This window comes from Cytobacillus oceanisediminis 2691 (assembly GCF_000294775.2).
GTDB classification, from domain to species: Bacteria; Bacillota; Bacilli; order Bacillales; family Cytobacillaceae; genus Cytobacillus; species Cytobacillus pseudoceanisediminis.
Map to the genome: position 1 here is coordinate 206,569 of NZ_CP015506.1, position 24,335 is coordinate 230,903.

Genomic DNA, 24,335 nt, shown 5'->3' on the forward strand with positions numbered 1-24,335 from the left:
TTTGTGTAAGATTATTGAAAAATTGGAAGATAATTTAAAAAAATATCAAAAAGTTATTGACTAATAAAGATTATTCAATAATAATTATCATCATGATTGATAATGATAATCAATATCAAATAATAAATGAAAAGGGAGAGTTAAGAAAGATGAAAAAACTATTTTATGCATTGTTAGCAGCTATGGTATTATTGCTTGCCGCATGTGGTTCTAACGAAGAAGCTTCAAAAGAAGAATCAACTGATAAAGGTGCAGAGGAAGAAACAAATGGAGCTGGAACAGAAGGAAGCTCTGCTTATCCAATGACGGTATCTCCAACAGTTGCCTCAACTGAAGGCAATGAGGGTGGTACAACTAATTTTGAAGATGTGAAATTTGAAAAGATGCCAGAAAAAATTGCTGTATTCGATTATGGTTTCTTAGATACATTAGATGCTCTAGGTGTTGAAGGAATTGTTGGGGTTGCAAAAGATTCTACCCTGCCAGCTCACCTTGAAAAATACGCATCTGATGAGTATAAAAGCGTTGGTGGATTAAAGGAACCTTTACTTGAAGATATCGCTGAAATGGATCCGGATGTAATCTTTATCTCTGGGCGTCAGTCAGCATTCTATGAAGAATTAAAAGAAATCGCTCCTGTCGTGTTTGTTGGTACTTCTGAGACTGATTACTGGAACACATTCCAATCTTCTGTAGATCTAGCGGCGAAAATGTTTGATAAAGAAGCAGAAGCTGAAGAATACATGGCAAAATATGATTCAGCTTTAGAAGAAATCAAAGCTTTAGCTGGAAACTACGAAACCTCTCTAGTTACAATGTACAATGAAGGAAAATTATCAGGTTTTGCAACAAACTCCCGTTTCGGCTACATTTATGACATTTATGGATTCAAGCCGGTAACAGAAGATATCGAGTCTTCTTCTCACGGTTCTAACTTCGGTTTTGAAGCCGTCCTGGAATTTAACCCACAAGTGCTATTTGTAATTGACCGAACAGCAGCTACTGGTGGCGACTCTAATATTGAAGCTGATATGGAAAACGACATCATTAAGAAAACTGATGCCTTTAAAAATAAAAGAATCGTTTACTTAGATGGACCTCTATGGTACCTAAGCGGAGGCGGTTTACAATCCGAGCTTGCTAAAATTGAAGAAGTTTTAGCTGAGTTGAAATAAACTATGTAAGGGACTGTCCAGAATGTCAGTGAAAACTGACCCTCTGGCAGTCCCTTTTTATTGACTGGTTGTATACATGTGTATACAATTTAAAATGATGCATCGTATACATGTGTATACGAAGAAAGGCGGCTTACTATGAATAACGAAAAACATAGAGTTCGTGGTGAAAACAGACATCAAAAAGATGGTCATGAACGAAGGGATCGCGGTGCAAAAACATTTCGCAGAGGAAGAGCCCTTACCTTTTTAGAGAGAATGAGCCTTAAACGCTCTGCACTAAAGAAACAATTAGAAACACCAGAGCTGCAATCAATTAATCCGATCCTAGTCGGGGAACTAAAAGCAATTGATATGGTGATCAGCGAATTCGTACAGTTATTTGAGCTTTACGAATTTGAAGAAGGGGAAGCAGTAAATAGCAAAACGGAAGACAAGGAAGATTCCAATGAAGAGAAAAAATAAAAAGGGGCGGGGAAAATGAAACAAATTAACAGATATATCGATTCAGTTTTTTACAGCCAAGATGATATTTTAGAGGAGGTTCTTAATTCCATAAAAGAGAACGGTATGCGATCCATCTCAGTATCTCCTTCTACTGGTAAGCTTCTTACGCTGCTAGTATCCATGTCAGGGGCAAAAAATGTCCTGGAGATCGGGGCCCTTGGGGGGTATAGCGGGATTTGCTTAGCCAGAGGGCTCGATCGGTCAGGAACATTAACTTCCCTTGAACTTATGGAGAGCTACGCAGAATTAGCGAATACTAATCTGTCTAAAGCCGGTTTTGGCAGTCAAGTATCATATTTAACCGGACCAGCTCTGCAAAGTCTCGAACAGCTTGTTAGCGATAATAGACAATTTGATTTTTTCTTTATCGATGCAGATAAAGAAAACTACGAAAACTATCTAAATTATTGCATCAGACTAGCGGAAAATGGAGCATTAATTGTTTGTGATAATGTATTGGCCAGAGGCACTGTAGCAGACGAGAGTGCTGAACCTGAACGTCATACTGAATTCATGAAAAAATTTAATGAAACAGTGGCTAACCATCCTCAATTGGAATCTGTGCTTATTCCTATTGGTGATGGGCTGACTATCTCAAAAGTAAAAAAATAAAAACATTATTCGCAATCTATATAAGGTAAATATGCACCATACACAAAAAGCAGGATGCTTGCTAAAGCATTCTGCCTTTTATTGTTTAAACCTCATAGTAATGGAGAAGCAGATAAGCAATCCATCTGCAATGAGGGTTGTTTCTGATATTTGTAATCAGCCCTTTTACGATAGCAGGATTCAAGCTGCGCTCCTGTATATCCTCCTTTAGCAGGATGAGGGATTCCTTTTCAATCGAGTCTTCTAATTCCTCTATTTTTTGCTCCATAATTTCAATTAGTTGCCCGTGAGTCATCTCTTCATGTCCCGTCTTCCTGAACATCTCGTAAAGCTCGTCGGTTATAAACGGGATAGTCGAATTGTTTGCAAGAAGTTCTGTTTTCTCTGCAAGTGATCTGCACAGAAGGTCCAAATCCAAAGGCACATTGAAAAATAAAAATAAGTGAGAGTACACATGCATAAAGCCTTTGATGCAATAGATTAAATCGTATTTGGTATGCTGGACACTTTCTCCATATAACTGATCAAGCATGGATAGGGTGATATCATCGATTAATTGGTCAAAGTGCCGCCCTTTTGATATAAGCTCTTCGTTAAATGTATGTGCCTGTTCTTTAATAAAAATCTTGGCAAAGTCTGAATGCTTTTGAAAGGAGTGGAATGTGGTATAAAAAAACTTTCTTAAAAGCTCTTTTCCCGTGTTATTCGAGTCTTTGACTATATGGTCAATATCTGAAACGAATTGCTCCATAAAATGATCAATCAAGGCCATGATCAGTTCATCTTTTGATTTGAATGATAAGTAGAAAGCTCCTTTGGAAATACCGGAGTGCTCTGTGATCTGCTGTACAGATGTAGCTTCAAACCCTTGCTTCGCAAAGAGTTCTAAAGCGCTTTCCATAATTAATTGCTTTTTGCTCATGTAATGGTGTCACTCCTTTTTGATTGACAAATGACCAACCAGTCATTATTATATGTAATTGAGTCTAACAAGTCAATTAAGGGTAGGTGCACAAGTGAAAGGTTTAGTGAATTTCGTCCTGCAGAATAAACTTGCAGTCTGGCTGTTAACAATTATTATCACGGTATCTGGCATCTATTCAGGTACGCGGATGAATATGGAGACCATTCCGGATGTCTCAATCCCTTACTTAATGGTAATGGACGTATATCCGGGGGCGACTCCTGAAAAAGTGATGGAAGATGTGTCCATCCCAATTGAAAAGGCCGTAGAAGGCCTTGAAGATGTTAAATCAGTTTACTCAAATTCATATTCTAACATGTCAAATATCCAAGTGGAATATGACTATGGTATTGATATGGTCGAGGCCAAGCGGGCTCTCCAATCAGCTCTTGATACAGTGGAGCTGCCGGAAGGAGCACAGGAACCTTCCATCACGGCTATCAGCATGAATATGATGCCGGTTGCTGCACTGAGTGTAAGCAGTAAATCAGAGGATATTGTTGAGTTAACCTCAACTGTAGAAGATATCATACTTCCAAAAATTGAAAAAATTGATGGTGTAGCCTCAGCGACCATCACTGGTCAGCATGTGGAAGAGGTGCAGCTCACATACAACGAAGAAAAACTGGCTGAGCTGGAACTGACTGAAGATAAAGTAAAGGAAATGATTCAGGCAAGCAACATGGCTGTATCATTAGGACTTTACGAGTTTGAGGAAGGAGAACAGGCTGTCGCAGTAGACGGCAAGTTCATGACCGAGGATGAATTAAAGAACATGCTCATCCCGGTAACACCAACCGCACAAAACCAGTCACCTTTTGTGAAGCTGAGTGACATTGCCGAGATTGATACCGTCGGCAGAGTGCAATCTGTTTCCCGCACAAATGGCAATGATGCCATTGCGATCCAAATTGTAAAAGAACAGCAGGCAAACACCGTTGAAGTGGTCAACAGTGTCAAAGATTTAATCAAGGAAGAAAAAGAAAAGGTCGAGGGTCTCGTTATAGATCTTTCACTTGACCAGGGTAAGCCAATTGAAGAATCTGTTTCAACCATGATTGAAAAAGCCGTGTTTGGCGGGCTGATCGCAGTCTTGATTATTTTACTGTTCCTGCGTGATTTTAAATCCACGATTATTTCAATCGTATCTATTCCAGTTTCGATTTTCATGGCTTTGCTGCTGTTGAACTGGATGAATATTACCTTGAACATTATGACGCTTGGAGCCATTACGGTTGCGATCGGCCGAGTAATTGATGACTCTATCGTTGTGGTTGAAAATATTTACCGCCGCCTGCATTTAAAAGAAGAAAAACTAACAGGGCGGGCACTTATTCGTGAAGCTACGATCGAGATGTTCAAGCCAATCCTTTCCTCGACATTAGTAACGGTTGCTGTATTCGCACCGCTCATTTTTGTAGGAGGTATGGTCGGCGAGCTGTTTATGCCATTCGCATTGACGATGACGTTTGCGCTTGGTGCTTCACTCCTTGTAGCTATTACAATCGTTCCAGCGCTGTCTCACTTCTTGTTTAGGAAGAAACTGTACAGTGAAAAAACGGAAGGCAGCCATAAAGAAGCTGGAAAACTATCAAAATGGTATAAAGGCATTCTTGAGAAATCTCTTAATCATAAGATTATTACATCCATCATTGCGGTAGTATTGCTGGCGGGCAGCGTAGCTCTGACACCAATGATCGGATTCAGCTTTATGGGCAGTGAAGAAGAGAAAGTGATGTATCTAACATACACACCTGAAGCTGGAGAACTTAAAGATGAAACATTAAAGAACGTTGAAGCAGTAGAAGAAGAGATGCTAAAGCGTGATGATATTGACATCGTTCAAATATCTGTAACCGAAGAAGCGGATCAAATGTCTGCCATGATGGGCGGAGGAGCAGGCGGAGCCCTAATGTACCTGATCTTTGACCCTGAAATGGATAATTTCCCTGAAGTCCGTGAAGAAATAGAAGATTATGTGTTTAATATCGGACAATCAGGTGAATGGAAGAGCCAGAACTTCTCTTCTATGTCCGGTTCAACCAATGAAGTCAGCTACACATTCTACAGTGAAGATTTAGATAAACTGAATGATTCTGTCAAAATGGTAGAAGACGTAATGAAGGAAAATGAAGAATTGGAGGATGTTTCTTCAAGTGCAGAAGACGCATATGTTGAATATACCTTCAATGTTGAGCAGGATGAACTGCTGCAGTATGGTCTGACAGCCGGACAAATTGTCATGATGCTGAATCCGTCAAACACCAAGGATGTTCTGACAACGATTGAAAAAGACGGTGAGACGCTTGAAGTCATTGTCCAGCAGGAGCAAGCGGAACAGCCGAAATCCATTGATGATATCCTGGCAACACAGGTGCCGACAGCGATGGGTACAACTATGCCTCTTTCCGAGCTGGTTACAGTGAAAGAAGGTACAACGCATAATACGCTTGCCCGCAGTAAAGGCGAGTACTACGCAACCGTGTCAGGTACGGTGAAGGGCGATGACATCTCAAAGGCTACTTCTAAAACAGATGAAGCGATTGATGAATTGGATCTGCCTAAGGGTGTAACAGTCGGAGTTGCGGGCGTTCAGGCAGATATGACTGAGACGTTCACACAGCTTGGCGCTGCGATGCTTGCAGCCATTGCGATTGTGTACTTCATTCTGGTTGTTACATTCCGTGAAGGAGTGGCGCCATTTGCGATTCTCTTCTCTCTTCCATTTGCCGTGATTGGTTCTTTCGTTGGCTTATTGATTGCTGGCGAAACCATTTCTGTGTCGGTCATGATGGGACTATTAATGCTAATTGGTATTGTCGTAACCAATGCCATCGTTCTGGTGGACCGGAGCATCCATATGGAACGTGACGGTCTGGTCATGAGGGAAGCGGTGCTGGAAGCAGGAGCAACCCGACTTCGCCCAATCCTGATGACAGCCATTGCGACAATTGGTGCATTAATTCCATTGGCCATCGGCTCTGGCGGCGGAGGGCTTATCTCCAAAGGCCTTGCGATTACCGTTATCGGCGGTCTGACAAGTTCGACGCTATTGACCCTTATTATTGTGCCAATCGTGTACGAAGTATTATCTAAAATGTTTAAGAAAAATCGCAGAGAAATTGAAGAAAACTAAAAAGAAGCCCTGCAGGTTTAAAAGCCTGCAGGGCTTTTGCGTTTCTTCTGCGATTTTAGCTGGAATTAAATTTTCTATGAATTTGCGGTGTCTTTCATTGCCAATATCAAATATTTTAGAGCCTGTGCAAGGATATCAGTCAAAATACCCTTTTATCGGTCACCTCACCACCATAGATATCGGTCACTTCGCGTCAAATCAGCTTTCCAGCCAGATCATAGTGAAAACAATACTCAAACTCTGACCAAAATCTTACATTCCCCTAATAAACTCCCTCTTTTCTTTTACAAGATCCACCCTTGCAAACAGAAGTGCATACATAAAAGTAAAAATAAGATACGATAAGCCAATAATCAGGCTAAGAGTCCTCGGGTCAAAAATCTCCAGCAGGAATCCTGCTGCACCCATGGAGATAGCCAGGGAAAGGTTTGAAACCATCTGCATTAAACCAAAAAAGGTTCCCTGTCTTGATCGGGGTATGAATTTCATCATGACCGTGTCCAGGCAGATGTTGCCAAGGCCGCCTGCAAAGGTGATCAGCACAACAGTGAAAAGTGCTGTATAAAAGCTTGGTGCGAGGCTTAATAAAATATGGCCAGTGCCTTCTAAAGCGATAAAGATGATTGCGAGTACAAGGAGGCCTTTCTTGATCATATGAGAAAAGAATGAACTTAGAATAAGCCCAATCCCCAGTGCTCCATACATAAATCCAACGCCCAATTCTCCCATATCAAAAACCTCCAGACCATAAATGCTTACAAGAATATTGTCAATACCATTGGCGAGCGGCATGGTCAGCATCATGATAAAAAAGGCAATCAGTGCAGAAGAGCCAAGTATAAGTCTCGCTGGCGAAATGGCAGCGGATGTTTTCGTTCTTTTTCTATTTTCCTCAGAGACAGCCGGGAAAACCATCCTGGAGATTAGATATGCTGATAACAGGAAGGTAAGGCTGTTAATCATGAAAGCGGCATTGTTACCTAGAAAGTAGGCGAGAATTCCGCCTGTGCTTGATCCAATAATGAGGACGGCCCCGATCATGACTTGTTCAATCGCGTTTACAAATATGAGCCTATCTGACTTTACAAGGGCAGGTATCGCAGACATCCTGGCTGGTGAGTAGATGGCTTCTCCCGTTGCGATTAGGAGTGCACTTGCGTAAACAATCCATAAATCCCCTGCCTCCCTTACGAAAAGCAGCGCCAGGACAGCAGGCACTCTCAACAAGTCTACTGCCACGAGAATGGCCTTTTTGGAAAAACGGTCTGCCAGCATTCCGCCTATTGGAGCAATGAAGAAAAAAGGTGCCATGCGAATGGCGAATAACAGCCCAATTGCTACTCCGGAACCTGTTACGTGGTATAGAAGTGCAAGCAGCGCAACCTGTGTAAATCGATTTCCAATTCCATTAATGACACCAGCCCAAAAGAGCTTTTGATAATTTTCTTCCTGTTTCCATACAGTCCAATTTGTCATTTTTTCCGCACCTCTGCGAATGTTGATTCGATATATATCTAATTAGATTATATTCGAATTAGTTTGTTTGCACAATCAATAATTTTACGTTTTTTTGTAGCGATGAAACTTTATCTTTTGGATAATCGTAAAGATTATTAAGGAGGCGGGTATGATGAAATTAATTTTCGAGGTTCTATTTCTATTAATCGTTATCTATTACAGCTATCATTACATTTTTTTAATAGCACAAATGAAGAAACCTGCCCTTATTCCTTTTGACAGGACTGACCTGAAAACAGTAAGGAAATTCCCCCAGAAATCTGCGGATGCCCCTGTTATCTCAAAAAACAAGCTGGGACTAACGATGTATGCTGTCATGCTGGCTTTTCTAATCGCTATGTTTATATTCGGAAAATATAATATGAAATTCAGCTGGACGTATCTCTATCTTCTGTTTATCCCTTTAATTAATGCCAAGGATCTGCTGAATGTATTTGCTGTCTATGATGACGGCTTTATAAGCGGAAGCAAGTTTGTTCCATGGAAAAAGCTGCAATCCTTCCATTTCAAAAAAATCGATCTGAATCATAAATACTATGGTTATTCTCAAGAAGTAAATGAAGGCTATGAACTTATACTTAAAACAAAAATGGGCAGCCATAGCCTTGTTGTAACGGAAAAGGAAATGAAAGAAAGGCTTGCGTGTATTTTCGAAGAGCAGGTGAAAGAGGGATAAGGAGTTCTACAGTTATTCACTGAGTTGATTGGAGCGGAAGGTGCTAATCCAGCGAAAATGCTATCGCATTTTCTTCGTGCGGTGTTTTCTCGAGGAAGCTTATTCAACGTCCTGTGGGAGGAGTGGGACAGGTGATACCCCACAGACGCGGAGCTCGACCGAGGCTTGGTGCCCGCCCCACGGAAAGCGAGTGCCTCGTGCTGAAATCAACGGGCAATATTTGGGGGAAGAAACGTAAAAAGTTTTAAAACGTCCTTTTGTTGGTATTTATATAATAAAACATCAGGAAAGGATCAAGAGAGATGAAAGAAATTACCGTAACTGTTGACTATGAAGGTTTAAAATATCAAACGAATATCATTACAAATAAAGAAGCCGGCGACGAGGAAATTTTAAAGCAGGCAGAAGACCAGATCAAAAGACAGTTGAATAATTAAGAAAAAAATTACCCCCTTAATCTGAAGATAAGGGGGTTAATTGTGGGTCAATGCAATTTTTGATTTAGTTTTTGCTGCAGCATTTCAATTTTATTCGGCAGGACAAATAAGTACTCTATTAAACTCTCTAAGAGCTCCATCAGCAAAGAGGCCATTTCCTGATCAATATCTTTTTCGAGATCAAGCATCTGGTAAAAGGCGCTGCCTGGCTGTGCCAGCTGGCTTAAAGATTGCAGAGGCCTTGCTAAATCAACATGCTCTGGCAGCTGTTCAAACTGCTTTGAAAGGTTTTGCCCCTTGACCTCTTCGCCGAGGAAGTTCTTTAGTATGCTTTCAAGTACCCGTTTGGACATCACGGCAGTAGCAACCGTATCTTTGGAATAGCTGACATTTAAAGCCGACCGGTAGGCTCTTGTCAGGTCTCCCGGCACTTCCTTTATTTTCTCAAGCTGAGTCAGGAGCTCTTTCGCTGAATTGGGATCATAGATATAGAGTATAGTCTCGTCGCTCGATTGTTCAGCTTGATTAAGAATCATGATAAAAACCGATTCCTTTTTGCAGGCAGAACAACCTCCATGTGAAAGTATACTGGACTTGCTTGTATGATTATAATTTGCCTTTATCGTAAAAAGGCTCGGTTTACTGCATTTAGGGCACTCGCATTGGACACTTGATGGTATCTTCCTATAACCAAATTGACTATGAGAAATAATTTGTGCTGGCAACACTCTTCTCATTATCATTTCCCCCCGCTAGGTTTCTGTTTTTCCATTCCATTACATTTAAGTATAACTTTGAAAAATAATTCGGACAAACCTGAAAAATCTGGAATTTATTCAATTCAGATCCAGTATTCAAATGTGAAAGCTGCTGCCACTATCTATATAAACGCAAAAAAGGAGCTCATCCCATTCTTGGGAAAAGCTCCTTTTTCTTTATCCTTTATAAGGGTTATTGCGGTTCTCCCTTACATTATTAAAATCATAAGCATCTCTGTAGCGGGTATCCACATCATCGTTGTAGGCCGAAACAGTACGGTCTGTATAGTCATCTGTTGTCGTGTCGTCAAGCTTTTCGCTTAGCGGACGGTTTGAGTCCAGATTCTCATCTGTCCAAATACTGCTGCTGTTTCTGGCGTTATCCTTAAAAGCATTCGTTCCGCGGTCAAGCTCCCCGGGGTTTAAAGGGTCAGCGTTTGTATAGGTTGTCCGGTCTCCTTCCAGAACAGAACGATTTGTATCTGTATAGCCGTCAGTAAAATCGGTGGATTTAGTTTCAGGGTCGACTAACACAAGAATTTTCCCTGATTTGACATCAGCTTCATAACGATGTGCTTCCTCTTCAGGAATACCCATGCCGATAAGTGCTCCTGCAATACCGCCGGCACCTGCGCCAACAGCAGCTCCTGTTAATGTAGCAGCGATTGGTCCGGCTGCCACAATCGGCCCGATACCGGGAATCGCCAATGCGCCTACACCGGCCAGAAGACCTGTTAGTCCTCCAAGAATTCCGCCTGTTGCCGCTCCGGCAGCTAATCCTTCTTCCGTTTTTGTGCCTGTTTCTTCTGTAACGGCATCTACATCATCTTTATTTTTGCTGATTACGGAAATGTCTTCAGGGCGGTATCCCTCCGCTCTTAACTTTTCAACCGCTTGAATGGCTTCTTGCTCTGTATCATATGCACCTACAATATGCTTGTTTGTTGCCATGTTCATCATCCTCCTTATAATTTATTGCTTATCTATTGGTGTACATACCTTTTTCATCACATCCATAAACCGTGTGGATAAAATTACTAATAATTTCCCCTTGACTAATAAGTGGCTTGACCTGTAACTGCATAATCGGTAGTTTAAAAATAGAATAGTTACAAGGAAGGTTGGTTCGCTTTGAATAAACTTTATTATGAAGATCCATATATCCAAACATTTGAAACGGAACTTGTCTATCAGGCAGAAGATGACAAGGAAAAGATATATGCCGTCCTGAAAGAAACGGCCTTTTACCCAACTGGCGGAGGACAGCCTCATGATGAGGGAACACTTAATGGCGTAAAAGTGTTGGATGTTGAAGAAGCGGAAGGGGAAATCCGTCATTATTTAGAAAGGGAATTGGACCCCTCCATTTCCAGTGTCTCAGGAGAAATAGATTGGAACAGACGGTTTGACCATATGCAGCAGCATGCAGGACAGCATATTTTATCGGCTGCCTTTGAAGAGCTTTACGGCTATAAAACGGTCAGCTTTCATTTAGGTAAAGAAACATTAACCATTGATCTGGATATCAGTGAATTACCGGTCCGGCATGCAGAAGAAGCGGAGAGGCTGGCGAATCGCATCATTCTTGAGAACCGGCCAATAGAAGCCAGGTGGGTGAGTGCGGAAGAAGCTTCCCAATTTCCGCTCCGCAAGCAGCTGTCTGTCAGGGAAGACATTCGGCTTGTGATGATCCCGGAATTTGATTATAACGGATGCTGCGGAACCCACCCATCTTCAACCGGCCAGGTTGCCGGCATTAAAGTATTGGACTGGGAACGCCAAAAGAAGAAAATCCGTGTGCAGTTTATCTGCGGGAATCGGATCCTTGCGCAGCTTCAGAGCAAACATGAAATTACAAGAAATCTTAGTCAGCTTCTTAATGCATCAGAAGAGGACTTGCCTTCAGCAGCCAGCCGTTTGATTGAAAATGGGAAGAACCTGGAGAAACAGCTGGAAGCAGCAAAGGAAGCGCTGTTAGCTTATGAAGCAAAAGAATTGTTCATAGCAGGAAACGGGGAGTGTACCAGCAAGGTCTTTGAGGGACGATCCATCCAGGAGCTGCAGAAACTGGCCCGCCTAATCGCATCCCAATCTGAAAATGCTGTTGTTATCCTAATCAATGAAACCACCGATAAACTTCAATTTGTTTGCGCCAGAGGAGCAGATTCCGGGTCTGATATGAAGGGCCTGGCTGCAGAACTTTTGCAGAAGATTAACGGCAAAGGCGGGGGGAATCCTCAATTTGCACAGGGTGGGGGAGACAAACTTATGAGCGGGGAGAACCTGCTTCAGTATGCACTGAGACTTGCAGGGCAAATCAGCTCTGAAAACTGATAATGTAATAATGAGAAGGAACAGTCTTAATTGATAAAATATTTAGAAAAGTATTGAAAAGTGATTGTAATACAGCTTCTGTTGTATTACAATTTTGGTACGGGCCATGCATTATAATGAATGTTTATGATAACCTCATAAACGCCTCATATAATATCCGGTTCTGCAGGAGGCAAGTTCATGTACAGACAAAATACCGTCTATATCATCGGGGACAGCAAAACATCATTGAACAATCCGATTATGCAAAAATACAATGGCTTCTTTATAGGTCTTGTAATTGACAGGGAAACAGATGAAATTGTAGATGCAGAATGTTCATCTACCATTAACTTAACCTCATTATTTATTAAATCAATATTTGTCGGCAAATCCATACTGGAAGCTGACAAGGTAACGGAAGAAATCGAAAGCCGCTACTTCGGCTCCTCTCAAAAGGCACTAATAGTTGCCTTTAAAAATGCCCATATAAAATATACACAAATTATGAATAAGTAGAGCTGCTTTTTCTGTTTTTCGCAGATGAAATCCAGCTATCAGAGAAAAGCATTATTTTCTCCGATAGCTGGATTTTTTGCATTCTGCCTATATAAAAGGTAGATTACAGGTTAATTTTACAGAAAATATCAAATAATCTATAATATAAAACTATAACAATATAATATTTGGGGGATTTTTAATGAAGCTTTATCTATCGGTTGATATGGAAGGAATAACGGGTCTGGCTGATCACACACATGTTGACTCTTCGAAGCACAATTATGAACGCAGCAGGATAATCATGACTGATGAAGCAAATCATGTGGTAACAGCTGCCTTTGACGAGGGCTGCAGCGAGGTTATGGTAAATGACAGCCACTCGAAAATGAATAACCTGCTCATTGAAAGGATGCATCCAGAAACACAGCTGATTACTGGCGATGTGAAGCCATACTCAATGGTTCAGGGGCTTGATTCAACCTTTAGCGGTGCCATGTTTGTTGGTTATCATGCACGTGCTTCCATGAAAGGAGTTATGTCCCACTCCATGATATTCGGTGTAAGACATATGTACATCAATGACCATGCCATTGGGGAAATGGGCTTTAATGCTTATGTGGCAGGTTATCATGGCGTACCTGTTCTCATGGTGGCCGGAGATGACCAGGCGGCTCTGGAAGCAGAAAAATTAATCCCGAATGTCACCACTGCGGTTGTAAAGGAAACGATTTCCCGCTCAAGCGTGAAATCGCTGACACCTGCAAAAGCCGGACAGCTTTTAAGAGAAAAAGCAGCAGAGGCTCTTAGCAGGAAGGAACTTGTAGAACCGCTTGTTCCACCAGAAAACCCTGTATTGAAAATTGAATTTGCCAACTATGGCCAGGCTGAGTGGGCTGCTTTAATGCCTGGTGCAGAGATAGAAGAGAATACAACCATTGTCCGCTATCAGGCTAAGGATATTCTTGAAGCATACCAGGCAATGCTGGTGATGACTGAGCTGGCCATGAGAACTACATTCTGTTAGGAAGTGTTAATGAATGACTGGATACATAATAAAACGCCTTATCGCAATGGTCGTCACACTTTGGTTCATTATCACTCTGACTTTTTTCTTAATGCATTCCATACCGGGGTCGCCTTTTAATGAAGAAAGAAATACAAGTGAAGCGGTTCAGCGAAATCTGGAAAAATTCTACCATTTGGATGAACCGCTCTATGTCCAATATGGGATGTACTTGAAGTCCGTTGTGACATTCGACTTTGGGCCATCTATTAAAAAATCTTCCCAGACGGTTAATGAAATGCTCGGACGGGGCTTTCCGGTGTCTTTCGAACTGGGAATCGTCACATTGATCGTGGCGGTTTTTTCGGGAATTGCCCTCGGAATCATAGCTGCCCTCCGGCACAATGGCTTTATTGATTATTTAGCGATGACCATTGCTGTTCTGGGAATATCGGTGCCAAACTTTGTGCTTGCCACACTGTTAATTCAGCAGCTTGCTGTCAACCTGGCAATCCTGCCGGTGGCTACCTGGTCAAGTCCGAAGCATATGATACTGCCGACTCTGGCGCTTGCGACAGGGCCCATGGCGATTATCGCCCGTCTGACACGTTCAAGCATGCTGGAGGTGCTGACGCAGGATTACATAAAAACGGCCAAAGCAAAAGGCTTATCACCAGTGAAAATTGTGTTTAAGCATGCACTGAGGAATGCCCTTCTGCCTGTCGTAACTGTATTGGGATCTTTGGCAGCAAGCATTTTGACAGGTACGTTTGTCATTGAAAAAATCTTTGCCATTCCTGGAATGGGAAAGTATTTTGTAGAAAGCATCAATACACGTGATTATCCCGTCATAATGGGAACCACCGTTTTTTACAGTTCAATATTGATTATTATGCTGTTCCTTGTGGACATTGCATATGGAATTTTAGACCCGAGAATTAAGCTTCACAAAAAGGAGGCGAGCTAATGGAACTGCGCAAACAGCATGATAACCGCAACCTTGCACCCGATATTCCGGATGACTGGTTTGTGCCTAAGGCCAAGGACCAGAATGCAGCGGAAGCAGTTGTAAGGCCGAGCCTTTCCTATTGGCAGGATGCATGGCGCCGGCTTTTGAAGAATAAGCTGGCAATGGCAGGGCTATTCTTTCTTATTGCTTTAGCCTTTATGTCTATTTTTGGACCCATGCTTTCCCCGCATAGTGTATCTGAGCAGTCTCTGACTAATCAGAACCTTCCGCCATCATCGAAGTATTGGTTCGGCACTGACGAGCTGGGCAGAGATGTATTCGCCAGAACATGGTATGGTGCAAGAATTTCCTTATTCGTGGGAATCGTTGCTGCCATGATTGATTTTGCAATCGGAGTCATCTATGGCGGGATTGCCGGCTATAAAGGCGGCAGAACAGATAATGCCATGATGAGGGTTGTGGAAATTCTTTATGGACTTCCTTATTTGCTTGTTGTTATTTTAATCAGCGTCGTAATGGGACCTGGTTTGTTCACGATTATATTTGCCCTTTCTGTGACGGGCTGGGTTGGGATGGCCCGGATTGTCCGCGGGCAGGTTCTGCAGATTAAGAACTATGAATTTGTACTGGCATCAAAGACTTTTGGGACAAAAACTTCGAGGATTATTAAGAAAAACCTGCTTCCGAATACGATGGGCCCTATTATTGTACAGATGACACTTACCGTTCCTTCAGCCATCTTTGCAGAGGCTTTCCTGAGCTTTCTGGGATTAGGCATTCAGCCTCCTTTTGCCAGCTGGGGATCCATGGCCAATGATGGGCTGTCTACAATTCTATCAGGTCACTGGTGGCGCCTGTTCTTCCCTGCCTTTTTCATCTCCCTGACCATGTTTTCGTTTAATGTGCTGGGAGACGGATTGCAGGATGCCCTTGATCCAAAGTTAAGGAGGTAGCAGCATGGAGAAAGTACTGGAAGTAAAAGACCTGCATGTCACATTTACCACTTATGGCGGTGAAGTCCAGGCTGTAAGGGGAGTAACATTTGATCTGTATAAGGGGGAAACCCTTGCAATTGTCGGTGAATCCGGCTGCGGGAAAAGCGTGACTTCCCAGAGCATCATGCGGCTGATTCCCTCCCCGCCCGGGAGAATAGCTGATGGCGCTGTCCTTTTTAAAGGGAAGGATCTGACCAAATTAAAAGAGTCTGAAATGCGGAATATTCGCGGTGCAGACATTTCGATGATCTTTCAGGATCCAATGACGGCTTTGAACCCTACTATTACCATTGGGGAGCAAATTATAGAAGGAATTATGCAGCATGAACCCATTTCCCGGCAGGATGCCCGTAAAAAGGCCCTGGAAATGCTTAATTTAGTTGGGATTCCAAATCCGTCCGAAAGATTGAAGCATTATCCCCACCAGTTCAGCGGAGGGATGAGGCAGCGGATTGTGATTGCCATGGCCCTTGTCTGTGCGCCCGAAGTGCTAATTGCCGATGAACCTACAACCGCACTTGATGTGACCATACAAGCACAAATATTGGATTTGTTTAAAGATATCCAGAAGAAAACTGGAGTATCCATTATCATCATTACCCATGACCTTGGCGTTGTCGCTCAAGTAGCGGACCGCATTGCCGTCATGTACGCAGGAAAAATAGTGGAAGCCGGAGAACGAAGGGAAATCTTCTACAATCCACAGCATCCCTATACGAAAGGCCTGCTGAATTCAGTTCCGCGTCTTGATCTTGACGGAGCCGATCTAGTTCCCATTGGCGGATCCCCGCCGGATTTATTCGCTCCGCCGGCCGGCTGCCCGTTTGCTGCCCGATGCGGCTTCGCAATGGAAGTATGTGACCGGGTTTATCCATATAAAACTCATATAAGCCGTGATCATCATGTAGATTGCTGGCTCCAGGATGAACGGGCACAGAAAATGCTTGCATCCGTAAAATAGGTTTTTCCTTTCACAGTGCTGGATCAGCACAGTGAAAGTTATGATTCTATCAGCTGTCAAACAGGCAGCTGATAGATAAAGAAATATATTTTAAGAGGGGGAAAAAGAATGAAAAAGTTTTTATCACTGCTGCTGGCAGGTGTATTGCTGTTTGTCATGGCAGCCTGTACGGCAAATGAAAATGCCGGCAAAGAAACAGACAGCAAGGATGATGGCAAGAAAGAAGAAGAAAGTGCTGAAAAAGTGCTTTATTTGAACAATGGCCAGGAGCCGACTTCGTTTGATCCTCCTATCGGCTTTGACTCTGTTTCCTGGAGCGCACTGAATAACTTGATGGAAGGTTTGACCCGTCTGGGGCAAGATCATGAACCAGAAGCAGCAATTGCTGAAAAATGGGATATCTCAGAAGATGGAAAGGTTTATACCTTTCATATCCGTGAGGATGCAAAATGGTCAAATGGTGATCCTGTAACTGCAGGTGACTTCGAATTTGCATGGAAGCGCCTTTTAAATCCTGATACAGGTTCTTCAGCCGCTTTCCTTGGTTACTTCATTGAAGGCGGAGAAGCTTATAACAATGGGGAAGGATCAGCTGATGATGTAAAAGTAAAAGCAGTTGATGACAAAACATTTGAAGTTACTTTAGTTAGTCCGCAAGCTTACTTCTTAAGTGTAATCACTAACCCTGCATTTTTCCCAATTAACGAAAAAGTTGCAACAGAAAACCCGAAGTGGTTTGCTGAAGCTGAATCTTTTGTCGGAAATGGTCCTTTTAACTTAACGGAATGGGAGCATGACAGCCATTTTGTGATGGAGAAAAACGATCAATATTGGGATGCTGAGACTGTAAAGCTTGATAAAATTCACTGGGCAATCATTGATGATACAAATACAGAATATCAAATGTATCAATCGGGAGAACTGGATGTATCGGATGTACCTTCTGAGCTAAGCGAGCAGCTGCTGGGAGAAGCAAAAGTTGAAGACCAGGCTGGAGATTATTTTTATCGATTTAATGTAAACATGGAGCCATTCCAAAATCTAAACATCCGTAAAGCATTTGCGATGGCAGTGGACCAGCAGCAAATTGTTGATTTCGTCACAAAGAATGGCGAAAAGCCAGCATATGGATTTGTTTCATATGGTTTTACTGATCCTTCAGGAAAAGATTTCCGTGAAGTGTCGGGAGATCTTGTAAAAACAAATGCAGAAGAAGCGAAGGCATTACTTGAAAAGGGCATGGAAGAAGAAGGATATGATAAGCTTCCAGAAGTTACCTTAACATACAGCACGGATGATACACACAAGAAAATAGCTGAAGCACTTCAGCAAATGTTCAAAGAAAACCTTGGCGTGGAAGTAAAGCTTGCCAACATGGAATGGAATGTATTCGCTGAAGAACAAAAAGCGCTTAAATTCCAATTATCACGAAGCTCATTCCTTGCTGACTACGCAGATCCTATCAACTTCCTTGAAAATTTCCAGACAGGTCATTCCATGAACCGCACCGGCTGGAGCAATGAGAAATACGATCAGCTGATTAAAGATGCAAAGAATGAAGCTGATGAAGCCAAACGCTTTGAACTAATGTATGAAGCAGAAAAAATCTTATTTGAAGAAATGCCGATTATCCCTATCCATTTCTACAACCAGGTTTATCTTTATAATGATGCTGTTTCAGGAATCGTCCGCCATCCGGTTGGATACATGGAGCTTAAATGGGCAGATAAGAAGTAATGCTTCTTCTGCTTGATTTGAAAAAAGGGGTGTTCGTGCGAACATCCCTTTTTTTCGAAATATAAAATTTTGAGAATTGGGATCTTTGAATTTTGATAACTGTCTAGCTCCGAGCGCCATCGGCTCAAGGTCTGAAGCTTGGCTAAATGCGGCTCCCTAAGCAGTCGCCTTCATTTTTTCGGGCAATCACTTCTGAAGGCAAAAAACGCCTTCTGCCTAGCGCTTGTCTTAAGCTTGTCGCCGCTCTGCGCTTTTCAAATTATTTCCCGAAAAATAATACATTTTCTCGAATTTTAGCTTATATCCTCGACAATTATTTCATTTCCCAAACAATGCTTTTGCTGAAGGAGCATATAATGCTAATAAACAACTAAAAGGATGTGGCAGCATGGCAATGAAACCTCAGCGCCTGGAAAAAGGCGATGCGATTGGAATTATAGCACCGGCAAGTCCGCCCAATCAGGAAAACCTGAAGCGATCCCTGGCCTTTTTGGATGAGCTTGGCGTAAAAGTAAAAATGGGCGATCATGTGACTGATCAATATGGATACCTTGCCGGAAATGACGAGGACCGGCTGGCAGATTTACATAAAATGTTTTTGGATAAGGAAGTCAAAGCCATCATTTGCGCGGGCGGCGGCTATGGCACAGGGAGAATTGCGTCCCAAATTGACTACAGCCTGATTAAAGAAAACCCGAAAATTTTCTGGGGCTACAGTGATATTACATTCCTGCACACCGCAATCCGCCAGCAGACGGGATTAGTCACCTTCCATGGCCCGATGCTGGCATCCGATATTGGCAAGGAGGATGCGGATCCGCTATCAAAGCAATATTTTAACCAGTTATTTGAGCCTGTAACGCTTGACTATCCAGAAGGGATTTCAAATCTGGAGACAATGGTAAGCGGCAGGGCTTCGGGAGTCTTAACGGGCGGAAATTTGTCTCTCCTGGCCAGTACGATAGGGACACCCTATGAAATAGATACAAAAGATAAGCTTGTTCTTATTGAAGACATCAATGAAGAGCCCCGTGCGGTCGACCGCATGCTAAACCAGCTGCATATGGCCGGGAAGCTTGAGGATGCGGCCGGCTTTATCATCGGGGACTTTAATAATTGCGTCCCTGAAAGAGAACTTTCCTTAGAACTGGATGAAGTACTGGATACTTATATAAAAAGGGTGAATAAGCCGGCTGTAAAAGGCTTTAATATCGGCCATTGCTCTCCGCATATTTCTGTGCCTTTAGGTGTAATGGCAGAATTGGATGCTGCCGGTAAAAAGCTGATAATCGAAAGCGGCGTTAAGTAAAAGGGTGGTATAGATGAAAATAAACACGATCGAAACATTTAGAGCTGCGGTACCACTGAAAAAACCATTTAAAACAGCTTTGAGAACGGTTGAGACAGCAGAAACGATTGTTGTAAAAGTAACTTGCGATAACGGTATTGCCGGCTGGGGGGAGGCCCCTCCAACTGTGGTGATCACAGGAGACAGCCTTTCAAGCATCGAATCCGCCATTCATCATGTATTAAAGCCGATGCTGGTCAATAAGAGTCTTCTAAACTATGAGGATATCTTCCAGGGAATTCAGTCAGCTTTAATAGGAAATTCAAGTGCAAAGGCTGCGGTGGATATGGCATTGTATGATTGTCTTGCACAGCAGTGCAAACTGCCCCTTTACCAATTTTTAGGAGGACATAAAAATGAGGTGGAAACGGATTATACGGTAAGCGTCAATGGCCCGGAGGAAATGGGAGAAGATGCTGTTTCCTATGTTCAGCAGGGCTTTAATGTCCTTAAGGTGAAGGTAGGCAAGGATGATATTTTAACAGATATTGAGAGAATTAGAGAAATCCGCACACGTGTCGGATCAAAGATTAAAATCCGCCTGGATGCCAATCAGGGCTGGAAATCAAAGGATGCTATCCATGCCATCCGAAAAATGGAAGCTTTGGACTTGAATATTGAGCTTGTCGAACAGCCTGTGAAGGCCTGGGATATAGAGGGCCTTAAGCAGGTTACCGATGCGGTTGATACACCGATTATGGCAGACGAAAGTGTCTTTTCCCCGAAGCAGGCATTTGAAGTCATTAAAACGCGAAGTGCTGATTTAATCAATATTAAGCTGATGAAATCAGGCGGCATTTATCAGGCGCAGATCATCAATCAGCTCGCTGAAGTCTGCGGGATGGAGTGCATGGTGGGCAGCATGATTGAAACCAAGATCGGCATTACGGCAGCAGCCCATTTTGCCGCAAGCAAAAAGAATATAACCCGTTTTGATTTTGACGCTCCATTGATGATGGCAAAAGAAATTGTGGAAGGCGGAATCCATTATTCCGGCCGTAAAATCACCCTGCCGTCGGAACATGGTCTGGGCATCAGGAATGTATCGTTAATAGTGAACAAGCAGGAACTGACTTCCTGATAAATCATGAAAAGGAGGAATTTGTTTTGGCAATTCAGCAAAAATGGCTGGTATCGGTTCCTGTAGCAACCTTGTGGACATCAAGCGATTCATCAAGAGAAATTGACTTTGAAGCGATCACCAATCCAGTTAATCTGGATTCCTGGCTTGGAAAGCTCACATATGAGCCCCGGCTTGAACTTTGCGAAGGGAATCTTGTTCAATCACAAGTTCTGTACGGAGAAGAAGTGATTGTATTGGAGGAGAAGGATGGATGGGTTCATGTTGTTGTCCCGGGCCAGCCTTCTTCTAAGGACGAGAGAGGATATCCCGGATGGGTGCCGAAAGCCCAGCTGACTAAAAATGAAGATTGGAAGCTTGGTAGCAGAAAGGCTGCGGTCATTCAGAAGAAAAAGGCAACCCTCTATTCTAATGACAGAGAGCCGGAACTTATACTAAGCTATCAAACCATACTCCCGGTGTTAAGAGAAGAAGCTGAGTGGATTCAGGTGCAGACACCTGAGGGAGCAGGATATCTAAAACCTGAAGATGTGCAGGTGTATGAAACAATCGGGGCTATACGGAAAGGCAGCGGAAAAGACATCATCGATGCGGGGGAACAATTTATAGGCCTGCCATATCTATGGGGCGGCATGAGCAGCTTTGGGTATGACTGCTCAGGATTCAGCTATTCTATGTGCAAAGCAAATGGATTTATCATCCCCCGTGATGCCCATGATCAGGCGGAAGCAGGGGATCCGGTTGAACTTGACGCCATTGAACCCGGGGACTTATTATTTTTTGCTTATGAAGAAGGAAAAGGCAAACTCCATCATGTTGGCATCTATTATGGTGATGGGAAGCTGCTTCATTCTCCTAATACCGGTAAAACCATCGAAATTATCGACTTGAAAGACACCATCTATGAAAAGGAATTATGTGCAGCTAGACGTTACTGGCAAGAGACGGGGGAATAAATATGTCAAAAGAAGCACTGTTAAAGGTCAATAATTTGAAGAAGCATTTTTCAATGGGGAAAGGACAGACTCTGAAGGCCGTTGATGATGTCTCCTTTCATATCAAACAAGGAGAAACCTTCGGGATTGTCGGCGAATCCGGCTGCGGAAAGTCAACCGCAGGGCGTACAATTATTGGTTTATATAACCGTACAGAAGGCGATGTCCTTTATGACGGAAAGAATGTCCATACCATGACTGAAAAAGAAAGGTTTGCTTTTCACAGGAAGATGCAGATGATCTTTCAGGATCCATATGCTTCGTTGAATCCGCGGTCAACCGTCCAGGAGATTATTTCGGAGCCCATGGAAGTGCATGGGTTATATCCGAACAAGAAGGAACGGCTTGAGCGGGTCTATCAGCTTCTGGAGGATGTGGGACTTAACCGCGATCATGCCAACCGCTACCCGCATGAATTCAGCGGCGGACAAAGGCAAAGAATTGGGATTGCCCGTGCATTAGCGCTGGATCCGGAATTCATTATTGCTGATGAGCCGATCTCCGCACTGGATGTATCGGTACAAGCCCAGGTAGTCAACCTGCTTAAGGGGCTCCAAAAGAAAAAAGGCCTGACCTACTTATTTATCGCCCATGATCTCTCGATGGTCAAACATATCAGCGACAGAATTGGCGTTATGTATTTGGGGAATTTAGTGGAATTAACCACAAGCGAAAACTTATATAAAAATCCGCTTCACCCTTATACGCAGGCCTTACTTTCGGCGATTCCCATCCCTGACCCTGATGTTGAGGATCATCGGGAAAGAATCATTTTGGAAGGGGAACTCCCAAGTCCAATGAATCCTCCAAGCGGCTGCGTATTCCGCACGCGCTGTCCTTATGCGATGGAGGCTTGTGCTTCCATGAAGCCTGAGTGGCAGGAGATTGAGAAGGATCATTTTGTGGCCTGCCATTTATATAATGAAAAGGTAACGGGCGACCATAACCGGCCGCAAGTAGCCGCTGCGAAATAACATGAACTTTCTTACTATCAAAGCAGAAATTCTTGATTTGGCCAGCTGCTGTGAAGGACGTGTGGCCGTATACATCCATACAGAGGATGGTGTTATCGAAACAAATGCCGATGATGTTATCTCTTCCGCAAGCTTAATTAAGGTTCCCATTTTACTCGCGGGGCTTTCACAGGCGGAGAATGCCCTGCTTGATCTCGATGAGGAAGCAGAAGTGAAGGATGCTGCCCGGGTTGGCGGAGCCGGGGTATTGCAGGCCATGAGCAAGGGTCTGAAGATGAAGGTTATAGACTTAATGACGCTCATGGTCATTGTATCTGATAATACTGCGACCAATCTCATCATTGAGAGGCTGGGAATAGAGAAAATCAATCAGTTTATCAAAAGTTTGGGGTTTAATTGCACGGAATTAAACAGAAAGATGATGGACTTTGAGGCATTGAAAAACGGCATGGACAACACCACGACTGCCAGGGATATGGTGTATGGCATGAAGGCATTGGCAGAGAATTCGCTTTTATCCGGGAAATTTACAGAAAAAGCACTGGATATATTGGAAAAACAGCAGTATAAGAACAAACTTGCAAACACAATGGACACGGAAAAAGTCAAGGTTGCCAGCAAAACAGGAGAACTACCCGGAATAGAGCATGATTGCGCCATATTTACCCATAAAGGAAACACCGTTTACGCCGCTGTCCTTGTCGACCAGCTTCAAAGTCAGGCAGCTGGAAGAGAAGTACTGTCCGCAATTGGCAGTCGCATTAATCAATATATAACTCATAAATAAGGAACCGTTTACTGAGAACGGTTCCTTATTTATCTATGCAGTTTTTTGCTTTTCAGGAAGAATTAGTGGATCGACGGTCCTCGAAGATAATTCGTGCGCTAGGCGCTGAGCTTTCAAAATTATTTATGATGAAAAGGGCATTTCCCTTCGATTGGTTTAATGTCATCACCGATAAAGTATTGTTTCCACTCACGGTGTTCGGGATCGCCATAATGGCTGATGTTTGGATGGGTAGGGAGGCCATCCCATTTTTCAACCCGTTCCCTTACTTTTTCCCTGGACATGATGCCGCCTTTAGAGGTGCCTTCAAGGCCTTCAAAAATGCGGCGCGGCTGGAAGCCGAGTACAAGGCTATTGCCTAAATCCCTCGTCTTTCTCTGCTTGTAGGCAGGCGCATTTCCAAACACAAAGAATGGTTCCTCAGCAAAAGAAAACGCCCATAAGTGGTGGTCAGGATCTGTCGGATAATCCTTAGGCCAAGGCTTTGTATCAACCTTATGCAAATACTGCAGAATATTCCAGAAATATTCTCTGTAATGTTCAAGCGGTTTTTCATCTGTCTCCGGCTCCACAAATACAAACAGGCCATGTCGAATGAGTTTTGGTGCGTCAAAAAGCTCGATAAAGGATTCGAGGGCTTCCGGCAGGTTAGACCAATCTTCCTGTGTAATATAGGCATATCTCAATTCGCCGCGCATTTCAGCAGTCATTCCAAAATAGCACGGGAAGGTTTTATCTGTAACTGTATCATGAAATGTTTTATATTCCTGAATAACCCACTCAGGCACAATCTCGGGGTTAATCATATCTTCTTTTGTTAAAAGAAACTTACTGGCAGTTTTCATTTTTTCACCTCAGAATGTTCTACTTATGAAATATGTACCCCT

General features: G+C 43.0%; 23 protein-coding genes. 18 read left to right on the plus strand and 5 right to left on the minus strand.

Annotation, left to right across the window (positions count from 1 at the left end; genetic code table 11):
* Nucleotides 1-149: 149 nt before the first annotated feature.
* The 3 genes from A361_RS01140 to A361_RS01150 all read left to right on the plus strand — a co-directional run bounded on the left by A361_RS01140 (nucleotide 150) and on the right by A361_RS01150 (nucleotide 2,294).
* Nucleotides 150-1,175, plus strand: a complete 1,026-nt coding sequence (locus A361_RS01140; RefSeq protein WP_026041659.1) for a siderophore ABC transporter substrate-binding protein — start codon at nucleotides 150-152, stop codon at nucleotides 1,173-1,175.
* A 138-nt stretch (nucleotides 1,176-1,313) separates the two neighbouring features.
* A complete protein-coding gene (locus tag A361_RS01145; protein WP_009336380.1) occupies nucleotides 1,314-1,640 on the plus strand; it encodes a hypothetical protein in 327 nt (108 codons plus the stop codon).
* A 15-nt stretch (nucleotides 1,641-1,655) separates the two neighbouring features.
* Entirely contained in the window at nucleotides 1,656-2,294 is a 639-nt protein-coding gene (locus A361_RS01150; protein WP_019381205.1) for an O-methyltransferase, read from the plus strand.
* Between the two features lie 85 nt (nucleotides 2,295-2,379).
* Here A361_RS01150 and A361_RS01155 read toward each other — a convergent pair whose 3' ends face one another.
* On the minus strand, nucleotides 2,380-3,216 hold the full coding sequence (locus A361_RS01155; RefSeq protein ID WP_009336376.1) for a TetR/AcrR family transcriptional regulator: 837 nt from the start codon (nucleotides 3,214-3,216) through the stop codon (nucleotides 2,380-2,382).
* A 94-nt stretch (nucleotides 3,217-3,310) separates the two neighbouring features.
* Here A361_RS01155 and A361_RS01160 point away from each other — a divergent pair, with 94 nt between their 5' ends.
* The gene (locus A361_RS01160; protein ID WP_019381206.1) at nucleotides 3,311-6,394 is read left to right on the plus strand and encodes an efflux RND transporter permease subunit; all 3,084 of its coding nucleotides are present in this window, start codon (nucleotides 3,311-3,313) and stop codon (nucleotides 6,392-6,394) included.
* Nucleotides 6,395-6,646: 252 nt separating this feature from the next.
* Here the strand turns inward: A361_RS01160 and A361_RS01165 are convergent, their stop codons facing one another.
* A complete protein-coding gene (locus tag A361_RS01165; RefSeq protein ID WP_019381207.1) occupies nucleotides 6,647-7,870 on the minus strand; it encodes an MFS transporter in 1,224 nt (407 codons plus the stop codon).
* A 151-nt stretch (nucleotides 7,871-8,021) separates the two neighbouring features.
* Here A361_RS01165 and A361_RS01170 point away from each other — a divergent pair, with 151 nt between their 5' ends.
* Both A361_RS01170 and A361_RS29660 read left to right on the plus strand, forming a co-directional pair.
* Nucleotides 8,022-8,588, plus strand: a complete 567-nt coding sequence (locus A361_RS01170; RefSeq protein ID WP_033196548.1) for a hypothetical protein — start codon at nucleotides 8,022-8,024, stop codon at nucleotides 8,586-8,588.
* 302 nt (nucleotides 8,589-8,890) lie between these two features.
* Complete coding sequence (locus A361_RS29660) at nucleotides 8,891-9,025, plus strand: BA3454 family stress response protein (protein WP_019381209.1); 135 nt, start codon at nucleotides 8,891-8,893, stop codon at nucleotides 9,023-9,025.
* Between the two features lie 47 nt (nucleotides 9,026-9,072).
* On the opposite strand, the gene A361_RS01175 is transcribed toward A361_RS29660, so the two are convergent.
* Both A361_RS01175 and A361_RS01180 read right to left on the minus strand, forming a co-directional pair.
* Nucleotides 9,073-9,561, minus strand: a complete 489-nt coding sequence (locus A361_RS01175) for a hypothetical protein (protein ID WP_019381210.1) — start codon at nucleotides 9,559-9,561, stop codon at nucleotides 9,073-9,075.
* Nucleotides 9,562-9,960: 399 nt separating this feature from the next.
* Entirely contained in the window at nucleotides 9,961-10,734 is a 774-nt protein-coding gene (locus tag A361_RS01180; RefSeq protein ID WP_019381212.1) for a general stress protein, read from the minus strand.
* 180 nt (nucleotides 10,735-10,914) lie between these two features.
* Here A361_RS01180 and A361_RS01185 point away from each other — a divergent pair, with 180 nt between their 5' ends.
* The 12 genes from A361_RS01185 to A361_RS01240 all read left to right on the plus strand — a co-directional run bounded on the left by A361_RS01185 (nucleotide 10,915) and on the right by A361_RS01240 (nucleotide 23,448).
* Nucleotides 10,915-12,117 carry an alanyl-tRNA editing protein gene (locus A361_RS01185; protein WP_019381213.1) on the plus strand — a complete coding sequence of 401 codons (1,203 nt, stop codon included), beginning with the start codon at nucleotides 10,915-10,917 and terminating at the stop codon, nucleotides 12,115-12,117.
* 180 nt (nucleotides 12,118-12,297) lie between these two features.
* Nucleotides 12,298-12,615, plus strand: coding sequence for a DUF3870 domain-containing protein (locus A361_RS01190; RefSeq protein WP_019381214.1), 318 nt, complete (start codon nucleotides 12,298-12,300; stop codon nucleotides 12,613-12,615).
* Nucleotides 12,616-12,796: 181 nt separating this feature from the next.
* Nucleotides 12,797-13,621, plus strand: coding sequence for a M55 family metallopeptidase (locus A361_RS01195; protein WP_019381215.1), 825 nt, complete (start codon nucleotides 12,797-12,799; stop codon nucleotides 13,619-13,621).
* Between the two features lie 13 nt (nucleotides 13,622-13,634).
* Complete coding sequence (locus tag A361_RS01200; RefSeq protein WP_009336363.1) at nucleotides 13,635-14,567, plus strand: ABC transporter permease; 933 nt, start codon at nucleotides 13,635-13,637, stop codon at nucleotides 14,565-14,567.
* Nucleotides 14,567-15,523, plus strand: coding sequence for an ABC transporter permease (locus A361_RS01205; RefSeq protein WP_019381216.1), 957 nt, complete (start codon nucleotides 14,567-14,569; stop codon nucleotides 15,521-15,523). Before A361_RS01200 ends, A361_RS01205 begins: the two co-directional genes overlap by 1 nt.
* A 4-nt stretch (nucleotides 15,524-15,527) precedes the next feature.
* On the plus strand, nucleotides 15,528-16,526 hold the full coding sequence (locus tag A361_RS01210) for an ABC transporter ATP-binding protein (RefSeq protein WP_009336361.1): 999 nt from the start codon (nucleotides 15,528-15,530) through the stop codon (nucleotides 16,524-16,526).
* 108 nt (nucleotides 16,527-16,634) lie between these two features.
* Nucleotides 16,635-18,263, plus strand: a complete 1,629-nt coding sequence (locus tag A361_RS01215) for a peptide ABC transporter substrate-binding protein (RefSeq protein WP_019381217.1) — start codon at nucleotides 16,635-16,637, stop codon at nucleotides 18,261-18,263.
* A gap of 388 nt (nucleotides 18,264-18,651) precedes the next feature.
* Nucleotides 18,652-19,572, plus strand: a complete 921-nt coding sequence (locus A361_RS01220; RefSeq protein ID WP_019381218.1) for a S66 peptidase family protein — start codon at nucleotides 18,652-18,654, stop codon at nucleotides 19,570-19,572.
* Nucleotides 19,573-19,585: 13 nt separating this feature from the next.
* The gene (locus A361_RS01225) at nucleotides 19,586-20,692 is read left to right on the plus strand and encodes a dipeptide epimerase (RefSeq protein WP_019381219.1); all 1,107 of its coding nucleotides are present in this window, start codon (nucleotides 19,586-19,588) and stop codon (nucleotides 20,690-20,692) included.
* Between the two features lie 26 nt (nucleotides 20,693-20,718).
* On the plus strand, nucleotides 20,719-21,648 hold the full coding sequence (locus tag A361_RS01230) for a C40 family peptidase (RefSeq protein WP_009336356.1): 930 nt from the start codon (nucleotides 20,719-20,721) through the stop codon (nucleotides 21,646-21,648).
* 2 nt (nucleotides 21,649-21,650) lie between these two features.
* Nucleotides 21,651-22,661 (plus strand): ABC transporter ATP-binding protein, encoded by a 1,011-nt coding sequence (locus tag A361_RS01235; protein WP_019381220.1) that lies wholly within the window; start codon nucleotides 21,651-21,653, stop codon nucleotides 22,659-22,661.
* A gap of 1 nt (nucleotide 22,662) precedes the next feature.
* Entirely contained in the window at nucleotides 22,663-23,448 is a 786-nt protein-coding gene (locus A361_RS01240; protein WP_019381221.1) for a serine hydrolase, read from the plus strand.
* Nucleotides 23,449-23,567: 119 nt separating this feature from the next.
* On the opposite strand, the gene A361_RS01245 is transcribed toward A361_RS01240, so the two are convergent.
* Nucleotides 23,568-24,293, minus strand: coding sequence for a YqcI/YcgG family protein (locus tag A361_RS01245; protein WP_009336353.1), 726 nt, complete (start codon nucleotides 24,291-24,293; stop codon nucleotides 23,568-23,570).
* Between the last annotated feature and the right edge of the window lie 42 nt (nucleotides 24,294-24,335).

Excerpts from the sequence above, each read along its gene's own strand:
- A361_RS01190 (WP_019381214.1), top strand. The coding sequence starts at position 12,298 with ATGTACAGACAAAATACCGTCTATATCATCGGGGACAGCAAAACATCA.
- A361_RS01195 (WP_019381215.1), top strand. The coding sequence starts at position 12,797 with ATGAAGCTTTATCTATCGGTTGATATGGAAGGAATAACGGGTCTGGCT.
- A361_RS01170 (WP_033196548.1), top strand. The coding sequence starts at position 8,022 with ATGATGAAATTAATTTTCGAGGTTCTATTTCTATTAATCGTTATCTAT.
- A361_RS01150 (WP_019381205.1), top strand. The coding sequence starts at position 1,656 with ATGAAACAAATTAACAGATATATCGATTCAGTTTTTTACAGCCAAGAT.
- A361_RS01225 (WP_019381219.1), top strand. The coding sequence starts at position 19,586 with ATGAAAATAAACACGATCGAAACATTTAGAGCTGCGGTACCACTGAAA.
- A361_RS01235 (WP_019381220.1), top strand. The coding sequence starts at position 21,651 with ATGTCAAAAGAAGCACTGTTAAAGGTCAATAATTTGAAGAAGCATTTT.
- A361_RS29660 (WP_019381209.1), top strand. The coding sequence starts at position 8,891 with ATGAAAGAAATTACCGTAACTGTTGACTATGAAGGTTTAAAATATCAA.
- A361_RS01145 (WP_009336380.1), top strand. The coding sequence starts at position 1,314 with ATGAATAACGAAAAACATAGAGTTCGTGGTGAAAACAGACATCAAAAA.
- A361_RS01210 (WP_009336361.1), top strand. The coding sequence starts at position 15,528 with ATGGAGAAAGTACTGGAAGTAAAAGACCTGCATGTCACATTTACCACT.
- A361_RS01140 (WP_026041659.1), top strand. The coding sequence starts at position 150 with ATGAAAAAACTATTTTATGCATTGTTAGCAGCTATGGTATTATTGCTT.
- A361_RS01175 (WP_019381210.1), bottom strand. The coding sequence starts at position 9,561 with ATGATTCTTAATCAAGCTGAACAATCGAGCGACGAGACTATACTCTAT.
- A361_RS01180 (WP_019381212.1), bottom strand. The coding sequence starts at position 10,734 with ATGGCAACAAACAAGCATATTGTAGGTGCATATGATACAGAGCAAGAA.
- A361_RS01220 (WP_019381218.1), top strand. The coding sequence starts at position 18,652 with ATGGCAATGAAACCTCAGCGCCTGGAAAAAGGCGATGCGATTGGAATT.
- A361_RS01205 (WP_019381216.1), top strand. The coding sequence starts at position 14,567 with ATGGAACTGCGCAAACAGCATGATAACCGCAACCTTGCACCCGATATT.
- A361_RS01245 (WP_009336353.1), bottom strand. The coding sequence starts at position 24,293 with ATGAAAACTGCCAGTAAGTTTCTTTTAACAAAAGAAGATATGATTAAC.
- A361_RS01155 (WP_009336376.1), bottom strand. The coding sequence starts at position 3,216 with ATGAGCAAAAAGCAATTAATTATGGAAAGCGCTTTAGAACTCTTTGCG.
- A361_RS01200 (WP_009336363.1), top strand. The coding sequence starts at position 13,635 with ATGACTGGATACATAATAAAACGCCTTATCGCAATGGTCGTCACACTT.
- A361_RS01240 (WP_019381221.1), top strand. The coding sequence starts at position 22,663 with ATGAACTTTCTTACTATCAAAGCAGAAATTCTTGATTTGGCCAGCTGC.
- A361_RS01165 (WP_019381207.1), bottom strand. The coding sequence starts at position 7,870 with ATGACAAATTGGACTGTATGGAAACAGGAAGAAAATTATCAAAAGCTC.
- A361_RS01215 (WP_019381217.1), top strand. The coding sequence starts at position 16,635 with ATGAAAAAGTTTTTATCACTGCTGCTGGCAGGTGTATTGCTGTTTGTC.